Raw genomic sequence first — 18,179 nt, 5'->3', positions numbered from 1 at the left:
AGCTTGAAAATCAGGCGAGTATAAGAAGAAATCCAGAGGTTGCAACCCAGCCTCTGTTTTTCGATAAAATAGAGGATGTTGCGTATGAAAAAAGTACTTTGTGTCATTTATCCTAATTTTTCTCTTTATGAGATAGCCTCTTTAACAAGTACTTTAGCTCTGTCTTTTGATATCACGATTGATTATGTAGCTTCAGATCATTTGATGGTGGTCTCTGAGGATGGTTTGCCCTGTCAACCGACGAAAACATTGGCTCAAATCCGTATAGAAGATTATTCTTGTGTGATTTTGCCAGGAATGGTAAATATAGGTCCTACTCTACAAGATGAGAAATTGATCTCGTTTTTGAGAAGTCTTGATGAGCAAGATATCCTAATTGCAGCCATTTCTTCAGCGCCCCTTTTATTGGCGAAAGCAGGCTTGTTGAACGACACGAAATTTACAGGTGGAATTTGGCAAAACTTCTTTGACTATTTTGAATTTCTTCCATGTGAGAATTTTCAACCGAAAGTTCTTGTCCAAGATAAACAAATCATTACGGCTATTGGTTTTGCACATCAAGAGTTTGCAAGAAAAGTGATTTTCGGTTTAGGGTTGGCAGAGAATACGGATAATTATTTTAAAGAACAGAACGAGTATGCTGAAGAGGATTTGATATTTACTCTATCAGATGAAGAGTTTAATCAAGTGAAGCAGAGTATAGAAAACAGCCTCTAAAGATTTACATGAAAATTATAGAAAGGAACAAAGGTGTTCAGGGAATTGAACACGGGTTCCCAAATTTCTTACTCAATATAAAAGAAAGGAATTGACCCCGACCTAAATCGAGGTTTGATTCAAAATATCAATAGAAAGGAACAAGGGTGTTCGTAACTGAACACGGGTTCCCAAATTTCTTATTCAATATAACAGAAAGGAATTGAACCCGACCTAAATTCTCGGAAAAAAGATAAATCTGTCTAGGAGCATCGCTCCAGCGTCAGATTTCCTATTTTTCAGTCGAATTTTACGGTCTTGGTATCTTGTATGAACAATACTGAATTTTATGATCGTCTGGGGGTGTCAAAAAACGCTTCGGCAGACGAGATCAAAAAGGCTTATCGTAAGCTTTCGAAAAAATATCACCCAGATATCAACAAGGAGCCTGGTGCTGAGGAAAAGTACAAGGAAGTTCAGGAAGCCTATGAGACTTTGAGTGACGATCAAAAACGTGCGGCCTATGACCAATATGGTGCGGCTGGAGCCAACGGTGGTTTTGGTGGAGCTGGTGGTTTCGGCGGTTTCGATGGGGCAGGAGGCTTCGGTGGTTTTGAGGATATTTTCTCAAGTTTCTTCGGCGGAGGCGGTGCTTCGCGCAATCCAAACGCTCCTCGCCAAGGGGATGACCTCCAGTATCGTGTGAATTTGACCTTTGAAGAAGCTATTTTTGGAGCTGAAAAAGAGGTTAAGTACAATCGTGAAGCAAGCTGTAGTACATGTAATGGCTCTGGTGCTAAGCCAGGAACAAGTCCAGTTACTTGTGGACGCTGTCATGGCGCTGGTGTCATTAACGTCGATACACAAACTCCTCTTGGTATGATGCGTCGCCAAGTAACCTGTGATGTCTGTCACGGTCGCGGAAAAGAAATCAAAGATCCATGTACAACATGTCACGGAACAGGGCATGAAAAACAAGCGCATAGCGTACATGTGAAAATTCCTGCTGGTGTGGAAACTGGTCAACAAATTCGCCTAGCTGGTCAGGGTGAAGCTGGATTTAACGGTGGACCTTATGGTGACTTGTATGTAGTGGTTTCTGTGGAAGCCAGCGATAAGTTTGAACGTGAAGGAACGACTATCTTCTACAATCTCAACCTCAACTTTGTCCAAGCAGCTCTTGGTGACACAGTTGATATTCCAACTGTTCACGGTGATGTTGAATTGGTTATCCCAGAGGGAACTCAGACTGGTAAGAAATTCCGTTTACGTGGTAAGGGAGCTCCGAGCCTTCGTGGTGGTGCAGTTGGTGACCAATACGTTACCGTTAATGTCGTAACACCGACAGGATTGAACGACCGCCAAAAAGTAGCCTTGAAAGAATTCGCAGCCGCAGGTGATTTAAAAGTCAATCCAAAGAAAAAAGGCTTCTTTGACCATATTAAAGATGCCTTTGAAGGAGAATAAAGCAAAAAGAGCCATCGGGCTCTTTTTGTGTTATCTTTGAAAATTTAGCGTCGAAAAATCATTTTCCAGTTAGCCTATTATTTATACTTTTGCTTGAGTAAGCCAGCTGCATCCATATCTTGGATGAGTTGCTTGATTTCCGCTTCTTTACCAGGCTTGATGGTAACGGTATCAATGTGTCTGATTGCTGAGTTATCCTGAATATCCACCAAAGTCAAGGCTTTTTCATAGAAAGCAATTCCCTTTTTTAGACTTTCCTGATCCTTCCAATATAGAACTGAGTAATCAGTATTTGGATTCTTTCCGATTTCTTGTAAATAATTCCTACTTTCCTTCTCTAAAAATTGCAATAAACCATGATTGAACAAGTTATCCCCTACTTTATAGTATGAAATCTCTCCAGTCTGTAGGACATAGACTTCGAGTCGGTTTTTGGTAAGTTTTGGACTTTCTTTTAGGACAGGGTGACTATTGATGACCTCATCTGAGAAAGTAACATAAAAATTTAAGCCCCCACCCTCGAATTGATACCTTCCATTTGAATTTACTTTCTTAGGAGGCATGTCAAGAGAGATAAAGATTTGTTTTAAGTCTTCATTCCCTTTTCGGATGTCACTCGGTGAGGCTCTGAAAGCAAAAAACAGTACTAGAAATGCTAGAACTGCAAGAAGGCTAAGACAGCCACAAGGGATTAGGATGATCTGTGCCAGAATTTTAAAAAACTGTTTCATTTTCTTTCCTCTTTTTGATTATAGATTTTTTAAAACTTTCCTTAAGTAATGACGGACGGTAGCGACCTTCTTCGAAATCCTATACCTAAACTTTGAACTTAGGCCTCAAAGTTTCAGGTGTTTTCATTACGGCGGAAAGTCTTCGATTTAGTTATGAAACGGTGAATAATACTCTTCAAAAATCTCTTCAAACCACGTCAGCGTCGGCTTGTCGTATATATGTTACTGACTTTGTCAGTTCTATCCACAACCTCAAAATGGTGTTTTGAGCAGCCTGCGCCTAGCTTTCTAGTTTGCTCTTTGATTTTTATTGAGTATGAGTTGGCTAAATTATGATGTATAGTTGATGGGATATAACTTGTTTACCTTTTAAAAAAGAGCCGTCGGGCTCTTTTACTTATCTTCGATTTCCTGTGTTTCTTTTATCACAGCTAATCTAGTCTGGATATCTTTTTCCAAGACCTTAAACTTGTAAGTCAGGTCTTCTTGGTATTCCTTGATGAGTTCTTTTTGTTGGTCGATGATTTGCAGGCTGTTTTGGATAATATCCACATCATCCTTGATAGCTTGAACGCGGTCAGTGGTATTCAAGACTTCATCTGTGATGGTTTGACGATTTTTTGTGACCAGATAACTTCCGGCTGCAGCTCCTGCAAATAGCAATAGATTGGATAATTTCATGGTAACTCCTTAGGCATTTTTGATGATTTCAGCGACTTGAGCAAGTTTGTCAAAGTCTGGTTCGTGGGCGATAAAATCAATCTTGAGGTCATCGTCCGCACTGTAGCGAGGCACGAGGTGAACGTGAGTATGAAAGACGGTTTGACCAGCGATTTCTTCACAGTTGGCAATGATATTCATACCAGCAGCCTTAGTGGCTTTCATGACTTTTTGAGCCACTTTTGGCACTTGGGCAAAGAGTTGGCTAGCGCTAGTAGCGTCCATCTCCAAAAGATTGCGATAGTGTTCCTTTGGCACGACCAAGGTGTGTCCTGGTGTTACTTGAGAGATATCAAGAAAGGCAAGAACCTGCTCATCTTCGTATACTTTTGAAGCAGGAATTTCCCCTGCGATGATTTTACAAAAAATGCAATCTGACATAAAATCTACCTCTACTGTATTGAATTTTGATATAATATAGCTACATTATACCAGATTTGGAGAAAATATGTTAGAAATTAAAAACCTGACAGGTGGCTATGTTCATGTCCCTGTCTTGAAAGATGTGTCCTTTACTGTTGAAAGTGGGCAGCTGGTCGGTTTGATTGGTCTCAATGGTGCTGGGAAATCGACGACAATCAATGAGATTATCGGTCTGTTGACACCTTATAGTGGCTCCATCAATATCAATGGCTTGACCCTGCAAGAAGATGCGACAAGTTACCGTAAGCAAATTGGCTACATTCCTGAGACACCTAGCTTGTATGAGGAATTGACCCTCAGAGAGCATATCGAAACGGTTGCTATGGCTTATGGTATTGAGCAGAAAGTGGCTTTTGACCGAGTAGAGCCCTTGTTAAAAATGTTTCGTCTGGACCAGAAATTAGACTGGTTCCCTGTTCATTTTTCAAAAGGGATGAAGCAGAAGGTCATGATTATCTGTGCTTTTGTGGTGGATCCGAGTCTTTTCATCGTGGATGAGCCCTTCCTTGGTCTTGATCCGCTGGCTATTGCGGACTTGATTCAGCTTTTGGAAGTGGAAAAGCAAAAAGGTAAGTCCATTCTCATGAGTACTCACGTGCTGGATTCGGCGGAGAAGATGTGTGATGCCTTTGTCATTCTCCATAAGGGAGAGGTGCGTGCCAAGGGAAATCTGGCGCAACTGCGCGAAGCCTTTGATATGCCTGAGGCTAGTTTGAATGATATTTACTTGGCTCTGACCAAAGAGGAGGAGCTATGAAAGACTTGTTTTTAAAGAGAAAGCAGGCTTTTCGTAAGGAGTGTGTCGGTTATCTGCGCTATGTTCTTAATGACCACTTTGTCTTGTTCCTGCTTGTCCTGCTGGGCTTTCTAGCCTACCAGTACAGTCAACTCTTACAAGATTTTCCTGAAAATCATTGGCCTATCCTTTTATTTGTAGGAATTACGTCTGTTTTACTTTTGCTTTGGGGAGGAATTGCCACCTATATGGAGGCTCCAGACAAGCTCTTTCTCTTAGTTGGAGAAGAGGAAATCAAACTCCATCTCAAGCGTCAAACCGGCATTTCCCTGGTCTTTTGGCTCTTTGTCCAGACCCTTTTCTTGCTGTTATTTGCGCCCTTATTTTTAGCCATGGGTTATGGCTTGCCTGTCTTCCTAATCTATGTGCTTTTGTTTGGGTTAGGTAAATATTTCCTCTTTCGTCAAAAGGCCAGCAAATTTTTCACTGAAACTGGACTGGACTGGGACTATGTCATTTCTCAAGAAAGCAAGCGTAAGCAAATCTTACTTCGTTTCTTTGCCCTCTTTACGCAGGTCAAGGGAATTTCAAACAGCGTCAAGCGTCGTGCCTATCTGGACTTTATCCTAAAGGCTGTTCAGAAGGTGCCTGGAAAGATTTGGCAAAATCTCTATCTGCGTTCTTATCTGCGAAATGGAGACCTCTTTGCCCTCAGCCTTCGTCTGCTCTTGCTTTCCTTGCTGGCGCAGGTCTTTATCGAGCAAGCTTGGATTGCGACAGCAGTGGTGGTTCTCTTTAACTACCTCTTGCTCTTCCAGTTGCTGGCTCTCTATCACGCCTTTGACTACCAGTATTTGACTCAACTTTTTCCACTGGACAAGGGGCAAAAGGAAAAAGGCTTGCAGGCGGTTGTCCGAGGATTGACCAGTTTTGTTTTACTTGTGGAATTAGTTGTCGGCCTTGTGACCTTCCAAGAAAAACTAGCCCTTCTAGCCTTACTGGGAGCTGGTTTGGTTTTACTAGTCTTGTACTTACCTTATCAGGTAAAACGTCAGATGCAGGACTAAAACTTGCTTATATGATACTAAAAAAGAAGTTGAGTTCAATCTAGCTCAGCTTCTTTTATTTTCTACAAGAGAATGGTTGGTCCGTAGAGACTCAACTTGGTCTTGACTTGGTCAAAGTGGAAACGGTCATAGGCCCGCCAAGCAGCGCGAGTAGGAGCATCTGGATCAAGAGCGCTGAGTCCCATGAGAAGACTGGAAGTCTGGTAGAATTTTTCCAGTTCAATCAAGACTCGATTATCCACTGTCTCAGCCTTGGCTAAAAAACCAAGAATAGAGTTTAATTGCTCCTGAAAGCGGACGTCGTCAGCGGTTGCCTGTTTGCATGCTTGATAGGCTTTGTTTAAGTCAGTTATCAAAGTCTGAGCTCTTTTGATAGGGTCTGTATCTGTCATGAGAATTCCTCCTCTAATCTGGGTGCTAGTTTTGATTCTAGCAACTGTGTTTTGATACTGTCATTCTATCACTTTTATCTTCTTTTTCACCATCAAATCTTTAATTGTTCTTGAAATTTCCTGAATGGTACTGTTAAGATTTTATGATAAAATAGTGGTAAGCCCATCATGATGTTGTAGAAAAATAATCCTTTTAGGAGTTTTCAAAGACTGTTTAGGATTTGGTGGGCTTGTGTTAGATTTTTTCTGTTATTCTCTTCTTAGGAGGAGAATCCAATGAAACATATGATTATTCAGACACAGAAAATAGCCTATAAAGTAAACGTCGACGATATCTACTATATCCAAGCACATCCAACTAAAGCCCATACTGTACAGATTGTTACAGAAGAAGCTAGTTTTAATATGGTTCAAAATTTAAGTAATCTTGAGAACCAATATGGGGAAACCTTGATGAGATGTCATCGAAATTGTTTGGTTAATCTTGATAAATTAAAATCGATTGATTTTCAAGAAAGAATCCTTTTTCTCGGAGAAGAAGGTCAATACGCTGTCAAGTATGCCAGACGTCGCTATAGAGAAATTCGTCAAAAATGGTTGAAAGAAGGAGAGTAAGAAGATGAGAATATTTGTTTTAGAAGATGATTTTTCCCAGCAGACTAGGATTGAAACGACGATTGAGAAACTTTTGAAGGAACATCATATCACTCCCAGCTCTTTTGAGGTCTTTGGTAAGCCAGCTCAACTGCTGGCAGAGGTGCATGAGAAGGGGGCGCATCAGCTATTCTTTTTGGATATTGAGATTCGAAATGAGGAGATGAAGGGGCTGGAAGTGGCTAGAAAGATTCGGGATCGGGATCTTTATGCCTTGATAGTCTTTGTGACGACTCACTCAGAGTTTATGCCCCTGTCCTTTCGCTACCAAGTGTCTGCTTTGGACTACATTGATAAGGCTCTTTCGGCAGAGGAGTTTGAATCTCGGATCGAGACAGCCCTCCTCTATGCCAATAGTCAAGACAGTAAGAGTCTAGCGGAAGATTGCTTTTACTTTAAATCAAAATTTGCCCAATTCCAGTATCCTTTTAAAGAGGTTTACTATCTCGAAACGTCTCCCAGACCCCATCATGTCATTCTCTATAGCGAGACAGATAGGTTGGAATTTACAGCGAGTTTGGAGGAGATTCTCAAGCAGGAACCTCGTCTCTTGCAGTGCCATCGCTCTTTTCTCATCAATCCTGCCAATGTGGTGCGTTTGGATAAGAAAGAAAAACTGCTTTTCTTTCCCAATGGTGGTAGCTGTATGATAGCGCGTTATAAGGTCAGGGAAGTGTCTGAGGCTATCAATAACTTGCACTGAGTGAGGTGATGGGATGGAATTAGTTTGGAAGATCGTATATGTGTTTTTGCTATCTGGATTGGAATTGTTTATATTTTTTAAGGTGGATGGAATTGTTCTAACTCTGGAGAGAGTCTTTAAAGCTTTTCTTTTTAAGCTACTTTTAGTAGTTATTTTTGTAACGATTAGCTATATAGTAGGAAATAATTACCTATCTTATTTTGTGGAACCCTTGTACGGCATAGGCTTGTCTTTATTACTGTTAAGAGGACTTCCTAAAAAACTGCTTTTCTTTTATGGTCTCTTTCCAATGATATTGGTGAATCTCTTTTATAGAGGTATTTCTTATTTTGTGCTTCCATTTTTAGGGCAAGGGCATGTGTATGATGACCGCTCTTTTATTTGGTTATGTATAAAAATTTTCATTTGCTTTATTTCTCTAGCCTTTTTGAAATGGTTAGACTATGATTTTACTAGTTTGAGAAAGGAGATTTCCGATAAAGATTTTCAAAAGTCCCTGACTAAGATTAACTGGATAATGGGGGCTTACTATCTAGTGATGCAAAGTCTGTCTTATTTTGAATATGTACAAGGTATACAATCAACGACTGTTCGCCATTTCATTCTGGTATTTTATCTACTCTTTTTTATGGGGGTTATCAAGAAATTAGATACCTATTTGAAGGAAAAACTTCAGGAGAAACTGAACCAAGAGCAGACCTTGCGCTATAGAGATATGGAACGCTATAGTCGGCATATAGAGGAACTTTACAAGGAAGTACGGAGCTTTCGGCATGATTATAGCAACCTCTTGACTAGTTTACGTCTGGGCATTGAAGAGGAGGATATGGAGCAGATAAAAGAGGTTTACGACTCTGTTTTAAAGGATTCCAGTGAAAAATTGCAGGACAACAAATATGACCTGGGCAGATTAGTGAATATTCGTGATAAAGCCCTCAAAAGTCTCCTAGCAGGGAAATTTCTAAAAGCTAGAGATAAGAACATAGTCTTTAATGTCGAAGTTCCTGAGGAGATTCAGGTCGAGGGAATGAGACTGCTTGATTTTCTAACCATTGTGTCTATCCTTTGTGACAATGCTATTGAAGCCAGTGCAGAGGCCAGTCAACCTCACGTTTCAATCGCCTTTTTTAAAAATGGAGCACAGGAGACATTTATCATTGAAAATTCCATCAAAGAAGAGGGCATCGATATTTCTGAAATCTTCTCCTTTGGAGCAAGCTCTAAAGGGGAGGAGAGAGGAGTTGGTCTCTATACCGTCATGAAAATTGTGGAAAGTCATCCTAATACCAGTCTAAATACCGCCTGCAAAAATCAAGTATTTCGTCAGGTTTTAACAATGATATCAATTGAATGATAACAAATAATAGAATCATTGAAAAATCAAATACTAGAATAAATATATTAAAACTCTACAATAAAACTTATAATATAAATGTTTCGAAAAGATTGGTTGTGTATTTTATGATTTTTAAGGTTCTTTTCTACCATTTATTAAGTCAATAAAGGTTTTAAGAAGAAATGAGACTAGACAGTAGCCATCCTGAGGTTACTGTTTTATTTTTTACAACAAAATAGGCTTCATAATATCTATAGGAGATTTACCCACTACAAATATTATAGAGCCAAGTTTTTTATCCAATACCACCTTGGATGATTACATTTGTTGATGATTTCCATACCTATTGGCTTGGTCTGGTATTTTAGATGTTAACATATCTAATATTGAATCTAACCACCATCCTCCACCTGTAATCTGGTTGAGTTCAGTAGTTGTTAGTTCTTGAAATGAAGTTAGGTTTTGATTCTTATCCATGTTATAATTCTCCTTTTTGATAAGATAATAAATAGTTCTAGAGTGTTATCTGAAAATTAATCAGAATGTGTTAAAATTTTATCTTTGAAATAATCAAAATATGTTTTCTTTGCAGTTACACTAGTGACGCGACCTTGTAAGCCGTATTGGATGAGTTTACTATCATTATTAGATAGTTTTGCAAGAGCGGTTAATTTAAAGAGATTTCCTTGCTCTGTTCTGGTAGGAGTTTGATCAATTGTCTGAAGTTGGCCGATGATGGTAATGCCGTGATTTCCAATCTTCTCCAGTTTTAATCTTACAGTTTGTCCTTTATCTAGTAGAGGTAGATAGTCAGAAGATACGTAGTAAGTGATTAGTACTTCTCTTGTATCTGTGATGATAGGGAATATTTGAGCAATTTCTGTACCAGTTGGAATTCTATTTTTACCTTCAAATTCGCTGTTCAGATGAATGATACCTTTATTTGGGGCGGTTAAGGTATTGTTTTCTAAGCGCTGTGTCGCTTGATCTAGCTGTACTTTTAATTCTGTTAATTGATTCTCCACGGTTAGTTGTTGCTGTGAGGCTGTTTGTAAAAACTGAGTGCGGAGTACTTCAATTTTGGTTGCTAAACTATTATCATAAGTTGCTACACTTCCGATACCAGCTTGTTGAATTTTGAGGCTTGCGATAGATGATTCCAGACCTGCAACGCTTTGATTAATTTGAGATAAAAATGGCTCCTCTGCAGTTCCTTGTGTTTGTCCTTGTGAGGCTACAAGATAACGATTCAAAATTGACTGGTGTGGATTGCCAGTTGGTAAGCGAGCCCTTTTATTTATGATAGCATCTCTCAGCTCCTGGTATTCTCCAATTTGTTGTTGAACTTTTGTGATTTCTTGTTCGATGGCTGATGAACTGCTATTGGCAAGATTGGCTTGATTTGAAACCTCAGTGTTAGTCTTTGTGATACCCAGTTCAATATCATGGGATTGTTTAGTAAAATTCATAAAGGTATTATGGTAGCCAAACTCATCCTCGCCAGAAAAAAGATCAGTCGCTGTTTCTAAGCTTTGTTTCAAAATTCCAAGTCCTTCTTTTTGCTTCTCAAGTCTTTGTAATTGAGTTTCTAAGGCAGTTTTCTGACTTTCTTCCATTGTTTCAGAGTATTTGATGAGTAAGTCACCTTTTTCAACTACTTGATTTGCCACTAAATGATTAGCTAGGATAGGATTATCACTTGTTGACTGAATGGATGCAATGACACTTGTAGGGGTGATTTCTCCTTGGGAAGTGACAGTAATTTCTTTTGTGGCAACGAGGGAGAAAATCAAGATGAAAGTAAACAGTAATGAAAGAGGTATGATTAATACTGTCGCATAGTTATGGTAACGTCTCTGATAAAACTCGACGCTTCTAAAAAGATTAGGATTCATGACATTCTCCTTATTTATTGAATAGATGATGGTAGAAGCCTTGCGCCTGCATTAACTCTTGATGACTACCAACTTCAATGATTTTTCCCTGGTCAAGAACAATGACACGGTTGGTTCGTTCGGCTATACTGAGACGATGGGCTACAAAGAGAATGGTTTTATCAGTTAGGGACATAAGATTATCTATAACTTTTTTCTCAGTCAAGACATCAAGACCGCTAGTAGCTTCATCTAGTATTAAAACAGGAGATTTAGTTAAAAGAGCACGAGCGAGGGCTATTCGTTGCTTTTGTCCTCCTGATAGACCAGCTCCATCAGAGAGATGAGTTTGATAGCCCATAGGCATTCTTTCAATGTCTTGACGGATTTCAGCTAATTCACAAGCTTTTAGAATATCTTCTTGGCTAATCATATGATTACCGCCCAAGGTTAAGTTTTCCAAAATAGAGCCATTAAAGATATAGGCTTGTTGGGGTAGGTAATTAATATGACGGCGCAAGACTTTTTTATCAATGTTTTTAATATCCTGATGATTGATGGAAATATGTCCTTTGTAGGGTTCAAAGAAATTGACAATCATTTTGGCTAAAGTTGTTTTACCAGAACCACTAACTCCAACTAGGCTAACCTTATCTCCTTGTTTAATCGTGAGATTAATATCTGTTAAGGTATCTCGTCCAAAACCATACTTATAAGAAAGGTCATCGAATTCAATATCGCCCATCAAAAAATGTGAATGAACAGGGTTTTCTTGAACTTGAAATTCAGATTCGACTAGATAGACTTCGTTCAAACGGTTATTAGCGACCTTCGCAGATTGGAGTTTGGTTTGGAGGTTGATAATATTTTCCATAGGAGTTGTAAAGTAAGAAAGAAGTGTGTTAAAGGTAATCAGCTGACCGATAGAAATTTTACTCGACATGACTAATTGAGCGCCAAACCATAGGATAAGGATATTCAGAACTAATTTTGTTCCCTGCTTTAAACTTGTTTGTAAAATAGAATATTTACTGAGCTTAAAGGATTTTTCTAAATAATCTACAAATTCGCTGTCTATATTTTGATAGCGATTTTCTTCACTCGTGAGCGACTTGATAGTTTCAATCCCGTTGATATCTTCGATAATGGCAGAGCTAACCATAGAATTACTTTGCATGACATCATGGTTCATTTTTTCGAAAGGCTTCATAAAAGAAAAGATGATGAACATGTATATAGGAATAGAAATAAGAGAAAGAAGGAAGAGATTAGGGTTTTGTGCCAGCAAGACTCCCCCTACAAGAATCAGAATAGAAACATCCAGAAAAAGAGAAAGAATGGTAGAAGCCAAGGCATCTATAATAGAGTTAGCATCTGTGAACCGTGAAATGATTTCTCCTGTGCGACGTGTCGCAAAGAAAGACATAGGAAGTTCAAAAATATGGCGAATATAGGATAAAATCACATCAATACTTAATCTCTGACTCAGAACAGTTAGGAGATAATCTCTGGAGAAGCCCATGACTTGTTGGAGGATATAGGTTACAACCAGACCAACTGAGATGATTCCTAAAGTTGATTTCATCTGATTTGGAATGTATTCATCCAAGATTCCTTGGAGATAATAAGAACCACCTATATTGATAATCGTGACCAATAAGCTTGAGAGAACAATGTAAGCAATGAGAGATTTTTGTTTGAAAATCAGAGGAAGGAAGCTTAGTAGACCATTCTTTTTATCTTTATGGGGTTGATAGCTAGGTTTGGGAGCTAGAAAAATAGCTACTCCAGTCCATTCAGAGAAAAAGCGTTCTTTTGACATTTTGGTGATTTTTACAGAAGGGTCAGGATCACCAATAACCAGATAGTCTTTCTTTGTTTGATAGACAACATAGTAATGTTGGAGTTTTCCTTCTTTGTTAACGTGAACGATAAAAGGATAGGGGACATCACTCATATCAAAGAGCGTTTTATCTGCTTGAACAGGTCTTGTTTCAAAGCCCATTTCATCAGCGGCTTTTACAATGCCAAGAGCAGTCGTCCCTTCTTTATTGGTCTTTGCAAGTTCTCTCAAGTGAGCTAGAGAAAAATCTGAACCATAGAATTTAGCAATCGAGGCTAAGGCAGCAACACCGCAGTCTCTAGCATCTATTTGAGGAACAAATGTACGTTTATAAGAAGTCATTGGCAATTCCTTTCATATAGTGGATAGGTCTATTATGACATAAAAACAATTTCGTGCTTTATAAAATCTTGAATAGTCATTGAAACTTCCTGAATGGTAAAAAAGTGATTAGAAATTATCTTTTAAAAAAATTTTAGAGGTGGTTTTAAATAAAAAAGCTAATTTAAGACGGTTCGATGACAATTCAAGATTTGGATGAAAAATTTTAAAAAACAATGATATACTAAACTTGTCAAAGTTGCAACAAGACAAAAATTAAAAATAAAAAAGGAGTATTTGTCATGAATACAAAAATGATGGAACAATTTGAGATTATGGATGCTGATATGCTTACTTGCGTTGAAGGTGGCGGTTGGATAAAATGTGGACTCGGTGTAGTTGGAGGTGCATTGACTGGAGGAGTTGCTGGTAGCGCCGTAGGAACTGTAACGCTACCTATCATTGGTACTGTATCTGGAGCTGCTGTTGGTTTTTGGGGCGGAGCGGCAACTGGTGGTGCTAAATACTGTTAAAAATCGCTCTTCATTACTAAGCTGAATTTAGTTGGAACGGAGTAAATAATTATGAACAAGAAAAAGATAGTTTCGACTATATTATGTATAGTATTTCTTATAGTGTCAGTGGATAATTTTTTTAGAGACTTAACCCCGTTATTGTTTATTTTAAATATTATTGGCCTAACTTGTTTTTTAGTGTTAACATACATTAACATAAAAGACATGATCTTAAATAGAAGTAAATGATGAATTGGTTAGTCCTAGAACCAATCAACTTATGTATATCGGCTTGACAGGTTTTATGTCTATTATTTGTTTGTATAGAAGTATCACAGCAGGAGAATTCTACCAACAATTAATCGCTTATATTGGTGCTATTCTCTGCTTGATTATTATGCTTTTTCTCATTTGGGGATTGAAGTATTATAAAAAGTAGAGCTTAATGAAGTATAAAGGGGTAAGTGTTTTCGAAATACTTACCCCTTTTATAATGAAATTTTTGCAATTCAAGATGTTTCGATGACCATTTAAGATTTAGATGAATTTGTAATCTTAAATAAGGTAAGATAAAAATAACAAATGTAAAGGAGTATTCTTATGAAGAATCAAAAGATAAAATCGCTATTACTTGTACCACTTGTATTTGCATCTATTACTACGGGTGTTGTATATGCAGAAGAACATCCTACTACTTCATCTATCCAGGCGAATGATAGTTCTCTTGTGGCACCAGATTTGCCATCGACTAAGGAAAAGGTGGAGCATAAACCTTCTGTTGTAACCCCAGAAGAGTATGAGAAGAATGTTACGGACTTTAAAAAGATAGATATTGAAGCTGTACGTCACTCTTTTACAGAGGATCAATTGGAACATACTATTTATTTTGGTAGAAAAACTTGCTCTCATTGTCGTCAATTTTCTCCTGAATTGAAAGAATTTAATAACTTGATTGAAAAGAAGTTAGAGTATTATGATTTGGACGGTAAGGATTTTGATGAGGAAGCGAGAGAGTTTCTATTTAAAAAATGGACATCCGACATCTGGATGGGTTGGTGGCGGAGCAACTGCACAACAGGTTTATGATTATATGTACTCGAGCAACTCACCTAAGCAAACGGAGACAGTGAAATCTTCTGAGGAAACAGTAACTGAAAGTGTCCGTGATGAGAAAACCAGAGATGACAGCATGAGTATTAGTGATAAAGTTGTAAGCGACAGCAAAGGTATGGGTGATGAAAAAAGAACCGAAATGAAAATATCCAATGATAATCCCAATTCTAATAGCGAAAATAGTGGGAAAGTGGAGAGTATAAACTCAACTTCTAAAGCTAAAACTACTCAATCTGGCAATTTAGCAATGTTAGACAATAAGAATCAATTGGAAACTCCCAAACCTATTTTTGATGTTGCTCAAGAAAATAAAGCTCCTTCAACTGATGTTAAGGGGACTGATTATGTAAGCGAATCTATTACTTCGAATGAAAAATTATTACCGAAAACAGGAGAGGAAGAAAGTTACCAACTGCTTCGGCTAGCTGTCGCGTTTTTTATGGCTTCTATAATGATTAAAGTGAAACAAAAAATTCATAAATAAAAATAGATGGTAAACAGGTGAAATGATACTATTTGTTTGTAATAACATATGGTTAGAATTTGCCTATAGACAAGAGTGAAAGGGCAAGTATGTTTTTAATGCTTGCTTTTTAAATTTTTTAACAATTCAAGACGTTTCGATGACAATTCAAGATTTGGATGAAAAAAATTAATAAACGATGATATACTAAACTTGTCAAAGTTGCAACAAGACAAAAATTAAAAATAAAAAAGGAGGTATTCCTCATGGAAACAAAAACAATGACTCAATTTGATGTTTTGGATACTGAAATGCTGGCTAGCATTGAGGGAGGAACTGATTGGGGAACAGTAGGAAAAGGAGCTGTCTATGGAGCAGGTATCGGAGTTGCTATGTGTGGGGTAGGAGGACTCCTTACTGGTGGTGCCACATGGGCTATGACTGCTGCCTGTGCTTGGGCTGGAGCTAAACTTGGTGGTTCTTTTACTGCAATTGCTGATAATATTTGGTCATAGAAGGGAATAGAAATTATGTTTAATTACAAAATAGTAGATAATCAAGAATTAAGTAATATTTCTGGAGGTGGATTGGGAGGAGATGTACTTGTAGGAGCCTTGTCGGGTGCATTTCAGGCAGGACAATCTTGTATTGCTGGAGGCCCCCAAGCTTACTTTATTTGCGCAGCAGGAGGCGCTATAGTAGGTGGCTTTGTAGCTTATGGATTGAGATCACCAAAATAGTTTTAAAAAGGAATGAGTGTTAATATGTTAAACGAAACTATGATTCAGCTTATACTCATTGCAATTTGTTGTGTGTACATTATTTTTAACACCAAGGCTGATAAAAACCAAAAGAGAGGATATCGTACAGCTTTGTACCTTTTCGTTATGGCTGGTATTATATCCTATATTATGAATTATTTGAACTGGTTAGATTTTTTCTTACTGATAACTCCGATAATGTGCCTATTTAAATTTGAAGATCAATGGAGTTAGCAACATTTGACACTTCAATAGGTTATTAACTATCCTTTGGCTCATTGTCAACTGTAGTGAGTTGAAGAAAAGCTAAGATCAAGAAAGGACGAATTTCATCCTTTCTTTTTTAAGTACGACGGGCATGTCGTATATCTGAGGTGTAAGTCCTCGGTGGACACCTGCTACTGGTGAACCCAATAATGATTCCCAGGCCTGACTATCGTGAGGTAGCGAGGAGAGGAAGGCAGAAAACTAACCACTTTTAGAGGGTTAAATAGTAGTTAATGCATAGGTAAAAAAGCATGGTAAATAGTTAGTATTAGCGGAAGTAGAAAAGTTAAAAATGAAAGGAAATTATCATGAGTAAAAATAGTAGAACAGAAAAAGCTAAAGTAACAGAAAGTGCAGATTTTGGAGCATATTTTTTAATCTTAGCAGTTTTAGCCGTCGGGGCGCTTGCTTATTTTTCAGAAGATTTTGGGACAAGGTGGGCAAAAGTTATAGAAATAGTCGGAGCACCGTTTTCTTTAGGTTTAGGTTTTTTTGCTTTTGATAAAGGTTTTGAACTGCTAAACGATTATAAAAAGAATAAAAGAAAAGAAGACGAAGAGGAAGAAAAAAAACAACACTCAGAACTAAAAAATGTAAAATAAAGGGGTAAAAAATGGCAAGGAGAAAGAAGTCACTTGGAGAAGAATATGGGAAGATGGTGTTATCAAGGACGATAGCAACCTATGAAAAAGCAATCAACGCTGAAAAATAACATTTTCAGATGAAAAGATGGAGGAGCTAGACAACATACTATCTAATGGAATGGGGTTGCTTGATGGAGTACAAGCAACGGTATTCTAACAGGACGAAAATAAAAAAAGGCATTCCTCGTGAATACAAAAACAATGTTTCAATTTTCAGAAGCTAACAGTTAAAGTTTGTCTTTGTCCAGTTTGACTTTTACCATAGTATGTGAGGTATATTAAATGAATAAGAAATCCTTTTTTATCATCTGTTCTACGTTAATCATAGCATCTAATCTTCTCATGATTTCCGTGGTGAACAAGGGAGAAGAAACGGGGAGCAACCTGTTTGTGATTGCTATAGCCTGTGTTTTGCTACCAGCCTTTTTATATGCAGTTGAAAACCGACTGACTTCACTGGTAAGAGTAGAATCAATACTCCTGATTCAGTTGACAGTTATATCCCTACTCCGTCTTATCAACAGAATAGGGAGTACGCCTGAAATCTTCAACATTATTATTACCCTTCTCGTTTTGGCAAGTGGGACAGCTGCTATCCTTGTTGCGATCATGAGAATATATGAGAACATACGGAAGTGAGGGTGAGTAGTTCTCTATTTTGTATTTTCACATTGTCAACTTCCCTCAGGGCAAGTATGTTTTTCATGCTTGCTTTTTAAATTTTTTAACAATTCAAGATGTTTTGATGACCATTTATGATTTGAGTGATCCAAGGATAAAATGAGTGCTATACTAACAGTGTAAAGGTTGTAACTAAACTAAGATAAAGCATACATTTAGGAGGAAATTTTATGAAGAAAAAAATACTGATTATTTTCGTTCTATATCTGATCATGTCTACCCTTCTTTATCCGCTTAGGGAGAGTATTTGGTATCATCTATTTTATACCATAGCCTATATGATTGCGGTTGTGATCTATTTTGCTTTAACTAAAAAGAAAGGAGCAAAGAAATGAAAACTTTTCTTGCTAAAAAACGGAACGTCTTCCTTGCGAGACTGTTCCTAGGTCAGTTGCCCTTACTTGTCTCTACTTATCTATTTCTATCTCGTCAGTTTTTAAATTTTTCCTTGGTTTTCCAATTTCTTTTAGTGGTTCTTAACTTGGCTTCAATTTTAGTTACTGTTTACCTCACTAGGGAGATGAGGATAAGAGAGTTTGAAGATGATGATTTGGTTAGTCCTAGAACAAATCAACTTATGTTCATTGGTTTGACAGGTTTTATGTCTATTATTTGTTTGTATAGAGGTGTCACAGCAGGAGAATTCTATCAACAATTAATTGCCTATATTGGCGCTATTCTCTGCTTGATTATCATGCTTCTGCTCATTTGGGGATTGAAGTATTATAAAAAGTAGGGGAAGAGTTTTCTTCTTAATCTGGGGCTAGTCTAT

The 18,179-nt window shown here is 37.8% G+C and carries 21 protein-coding genes; 14 read left to right on the top strand and 7 right to left on the bottom strand.

The features are described 5' to 3' along the window. Positions 1-84 precede the first annotated feature (84 nt). Positions 85-717, top strand: coding sequence for a DJ-1/PfpI family protein (locus D8836_RS03130; RefSeq protein ID WP_060627134.1), 633 nt, complete (start codon positions 85-87; stop codon positions 715-717). A gap of 309 nt (positions 718-1,026) precedes the next feature. Beyond that, positions 1,027-2,163, top strand: a complete 1,137-nt coding sequence (gene dnaJ / locus D8836_RS03125; protein ID WP_125393118.1) for a molecular chaperone DnaJ — start codon at positions 1,027-1,029, stop codon at positions 2,161-2,163. Between the two features lie 77 nt (positions 2,164-2,240). On the opposite strand, the gene D8836_RS03120 is transcribed toward dnaJ, so the two are convergent. From D8836_RS03120 to D8836_RS03110, 3 genes are all read right to left on the bottom strand, one after another. Further along, positions 2,241-2,894: a hypothetical protein gene (locus D8836_RS03120; protein ID WP_125393117.1), complete on the bottom strand. Its 654-nt coding sequence runs from the start codon at positions 2,892-2,894 to the stop codon at positions 2,241-2,243. 393 nt (positions 2,895-3,287) lie between these two features. Beyond that, complete coding sequence (locus D8836_RS03115; protein WP_000777754.1) at positions 3,288-3,575, bottom strand: hypothetical protein; 288 nt, start codon at positions 3,573-3,575, stop codon at positions 3,288-3,290. Positions 3,576-3,584: 9 nt separating this feature from the next. Next, the gene (locus D8836_RS03110; protein ID WP_049550803.1) at positions 3,585-3,995 is read right to left on the bottom strand and encodes an HIT family protein; all 411 of its coding nucleotides are present in this window, start codon (positions 3,993-3,995) and stop codon (positions 3,585-3,587) included. Between the two features lie 67 nt (positions 3,996-4,062). Here D8836_RS03110 and D8836_RS03105 point away from each other — a divergent pair, with 67 nt between their 5' ends. Together D8836_RS03105 and D8836_RS03100 are read left to right on the top strand one after the other, a co-directional pair. After that, a complete protein-coding gene (locus D8836_RS03105) occupies positions 4,063-4,794 on the top strand; it encodes an ABC transporter ATP-binding protein (RefSeq protein ID WP_101776843.1) in 732 nt (243 codons plus the stop codon). Further along, the gene (locus D8836_RS03100; RefSeq protein WP_125393116.1) at positions 4,791-5,840 is read left to right on the top strand and encodes an ABC transporter permease; all 1,050 of its coding nucleotides are present in this window, start codon (positions 4,791-4,793) and stop codon (positions 5,838-5,840) included. Before D8836_RS03105 ends, D8836_RS03100 begins: the two co-directional genes overlap by 4 nt. A gap of 62 nt (positions 5,841-5,902) precedes the next feature. On the opposite strand, the gene D8836_RS03095 is transcribed toward D8836_RS03100, so the two are convergent. Next, a complete protein-coding gene (locus D8836_RS03095) occupies positions 5,903-6,232 on the bottom strand; it encodes a hypothetical protein (protein ID WP_000132585.1) in 330 nt (109 codons plus the stop codon). Between the two features lie 276 nt (positions 6,233-6,508). Between D8836_RS03095 and D8836_RS03090 the strand changes: the two genes are divergently transcribed. Genes D8836_RS03090 through D8836_RS03080 form a run of 3 tightly spaced genes read left to right on the top strand, consistent with a single transcriptional unit; the run spans position 6,509 to position 8,943 of the window. Beyond that, positions 6,509-6,847 carry a LytTR family DNA-binding domain-containing protein gene (locus D8836_RS03090; protein ID WP_125393115.1) on the top strand — a complete coding sequence of 113 codons (339 nt, stop codon included), beginning with the start codon at positions 6,509-6,511 and terminating at the stop codon, positions 6,845-6,847. Between the two features lie 4 nt (positions 6,848-6,851). After that, positions 6,852-7,589: a response regulator transcription factor gene (locus tag D8836_RS03085; RefSeq protein ID WP_125393114.1), complete on the top strand. Its 738-nt coding sequence runs from the start codon at positions 6,852-6,854 to the stop codon at positions 7,587-7,589. 13 nt (positions 7,590-7,602) lie between these two features. Next, on the top strand, positions 7,603-8,943 hold the full coding sequence (locus D8836_RS03080; protein WP_049543791.1) for a sensor histidine kinase: 1,341 nt from the start codon (positions 7,603-7,605) through the stop codon (positions 8,941-8,943). Between the two features lie 300 nt (positions 8,944-9,243). Here the strand turns inward: D8836_RS03080 and blpC are convergent, their stop codons facing one another. Genes blpC through blpA form a run of 3 tightly spaced genes read right to left on the bottom strand, consistent with a single transcriptional unit; the run spans position 9,244 to position 12,984 of the window. Then, on the bottom strand, positions 9,244-9,402 hold the full coding sequence (gene blpC, locus D8836_RS03075) for a quorum-sensing system pheromone BlpC (RefSeq protein WP_078141630.1): 159 nt from the start codon (positions 9,400-9,402) through the stop codon (positions 9,244-9,246). Positions 9,403-9,458: 56 nt separating this feature from the next. Further along, positions 9,459-10,820: a peptide export ABC transport accessory protein BlpB gene (blpB, locus tag D8836_RS03070; protein WP_049543793.1), complete on the bottom strand. Its 1,362-nt coding sequence runs from the start codon at positions 10,818-10,820 to the stop codon at positions 9,459-9,461. 10 nt (positions 10,821-10,830) lie between these two features. Continuing rightward, positions 10,831-12,984 (bottom strand): peptide cleavage/export ABC transporter BlpA, encoded by a 2,154-nt coding sequence (gene blpA, locus D8836_RS03065; protein ID WP_049543795.1) that lies wholly within the window; start codon positions 12,982-12,984, stop codon positions 10,831-10,833. 281 nt (positions 12,985-13,265) lie between these two features. Here blpA and D8836_RS03060 point away from each other — a divergent pair, with 281 nt between their 5' ends. The 7 genes from D8836_RS03060 (at position 13,266) to D8836_RS03005 (ending at position 18,143) form a co-directional block, all read left to right on the top strand. Continuing rightward, the gene (locus tag D8836_RS03060) at positions 13,266-13,496 is read left to right on the top strand and encodes a bacteriocin class II family protein (RefSeq protein WP_049543796.1); all 231 of its coding nucleotides are present in this window, start codon (positions 13,266-13,268) and stop codon (positions 13,494-13,496) included. A gap of 582 nt (positions 13,497-14,078) precedes the next feature. Continuing rightward, positions 14,079-14,564 (top strand): DUF6568 family protein, encoded by a 486-nt coding sequence (locus tag D8836_RS03045; protein WP_125393113.1) that lies wholly within the window; start codon positions 14,079-14,081, stop codon positions 14,562-14,564. 40 nt (positions 14,565-14,604) lie between these two features. Further along, the gene (locus D8836_RS03040) at positions 14,605-15,075 is read left to right on the top strand and encodes a hypothetical protein (RefSeq protein WP_260468267.1); all 471 of its coding nucleotides are present in this window, start codon (positions 14,605-14,607) and stop codon (positions 15,073-15,075) included. Positions 15,076-15,320: 245 nt separating this feature from the next. Continuing rightward, the gene (locus D8836_RS03035) at positions 15,321-15,569 is read left to right on the top strand and encodes a Blp family class II bacteriocin (RefSeq protein ID WP_033684777.1); all 249 of its coding nucleotides are present in this window, start codon (positions 15,321-15,323) and stop codon (positions 15,567-15,569) included. A 15-nt stretch (positions 15,570-15,584) separates the two neighbouring features. Then, positions 15,585-15,794 (top strand): Blp family class II bacteriocin, encoded by a 210-nt coding sequence (locus tag D8836_RS03030; RefSeq protein WP_125393111.1) that lies wholly within the window; start codon positions 15,585-15,587, stop codon positions 15,792-15,794. A gap of 596 nt (positions 15,795-16,390) precedes the next feature. Further along, entirely contained in the window at positions 16,391-16,684 is a 294-nt protein-coding gene (locus D8836_RS03020; protein ID WP_033684780.1) for a hypothetical protein, read from the top strand. Positions 16,685-17,738: 1,054 nt separating this feature from the next. After that, a complete protein-coding gene (locus D8836_RS03005) occupies positions 17,739-18,143 on the top strand; it encodes a hypothetical protein (RefSeq protein ID WP_033684782.1) in 405 nt (134 codons plus the stop codon). Positions 18,144-18,179: the final 36 nt, after the last annotated feature.

Source organism: Streptococcus mitis (genome assembly GCF_003942995.1).
Lineage (GTDB): Bacteria > Bacillota > Bacilli > Lactobacillales > Streptococcaceae > Streptococcus > Streptococcus mitis_CV.
The sequence above is the reverse complement of the archived record's forward strand: the minus strand, read 5'-3'. Positions and strand labels throughout refer to the sequence as shown.

Coding starts and splice junctions, on each gene's coding strand:
- D8836_RS03060 (WP_049543796.1), top strand. CDS start 13,266: ATGAATACAAAAATGATGGAACAATTTGAGATTATGGATGCTGATATG.
- D8836_RS03080 (WP_049543791.1), top strand. CDS start 7,603: ATGGAATTAGTTTGGAAGATCGTATATGTGTTTTTGCTATCTGGATTG.
- D8836_RS03090 (WP_125393115.1), top strand. CDS start 6,509: ATGAAACATATGATTATTCAGACACAGAAAATAGCCTATAAAGTAAAC.
- dnaJ (WP_125393118.1), top strand. CDS start 1,027: ATGAACAATACTGAATTTTATGATCGTCTGGGGGTGTCAAAAAACGCT.
- D8836_RS03100 (WP_125393116.1), top strand. CDS start 4,791: ATGAAAGACTTGTTTTTAAAGAGAAAGCAGGCTTTTCGTAAGGAGTGT.
- blpB (WP_049543793.1), bottom strand. CDS start 10,820: ATGAATCCTAATCTTTTTAGAAGCGTCGAGTTTTATCAGAGACGTTAC.
- D8836_RS03005 (WP_033684782.1), top strand. CDS start 17,739: ATGAAAACTTTTCTTGCTAAAAAACGGAACGTCTTCCTTGCGAGACTG.
- D8836_RS03020 (WP_033684780.1), top strand. CDS start 16,391: ATGAGTAAAAATAGTAGAACAGAAAAAGCTAAAGTAACAGAAAGTGCA.
- D8836_RS03115 (WP_000777754.1), bottom strand. CDS start 3,575: ATGAAATTATCCAATCTATTGCTATTTGCAGGAGCTGCAGCCGGAAGT.
- D8836_RS03105 (WP_101776843.1), top strand. CDS start 4,063: ATGTTAGAAATTAAAAACCTGACAGGTGGCTATGTTCATGTCCCTGTC.
- D8836_RS03130 (WP_060627134.1), top strand. CDS start 85: ATGAAAAAAGTACTTTGTGTCATTTATCCTAATTTTTCTCTTTATGAG.
- D8836_RS03045 (WP_125393113.1), top strand. CDS start 14,079: ATGAAGAATCAAAAGATAAAATCGCTATTACTTGTACCACTTGTATTT.
- D8836_RS03120 (WP_125393117.1), bottom strand. CDS start 2,894: ATGAAACAGTTTTTTAAAATTCTGGCACAGATCATCCTAATCCCTTGT.
- blpC (WP_078141630.1), bottom strand. CDS start 9,402: ATGGATAAGAATCAAAACCTAACTTCATTTCAAGAACTAACAACTACT.
- D8836_RS03110 (WP_049550803.1), bottom strand. CDS start 3,995: ATGTCAGATTGCATTTTTTGTAAAATCATCGCAGGGGAAATTCCTGCT.
- D8836_RS03085 (WP_125393114.1), top strand. CDS start 6,852: ATGAGAATATTTGTTTTAGAAGATGATTTTTCCCAGCAGACTAGGATT.
- blpA (WP_049543795.1), bottom strand. CDS start 12,984: ATGACTTCTTATAAACGTACATTTGTTCCTCAAATAGATGCTAGAGAC.
- D8836_RS03035 (WP_033684777.1), top strand. CDS start 15,321: ATGGAAACAAAAACAATGACTCAATTTGATGTTTTGGATACTGAAATG.
- D8836_RS03030 (WP_125393111.1), top strand. CDS start 15,585: ATGTTTAATTACAAAATAGTAGATAATCAAGAATTAAGTAATATTTCT.
- D8836_RS03095 (WP_000132585.1), bottom strand. CDS start 6,232: ATGACAGATACAGACCCTATCAAAAGAGCTCAGACTTTGATAACTGAC.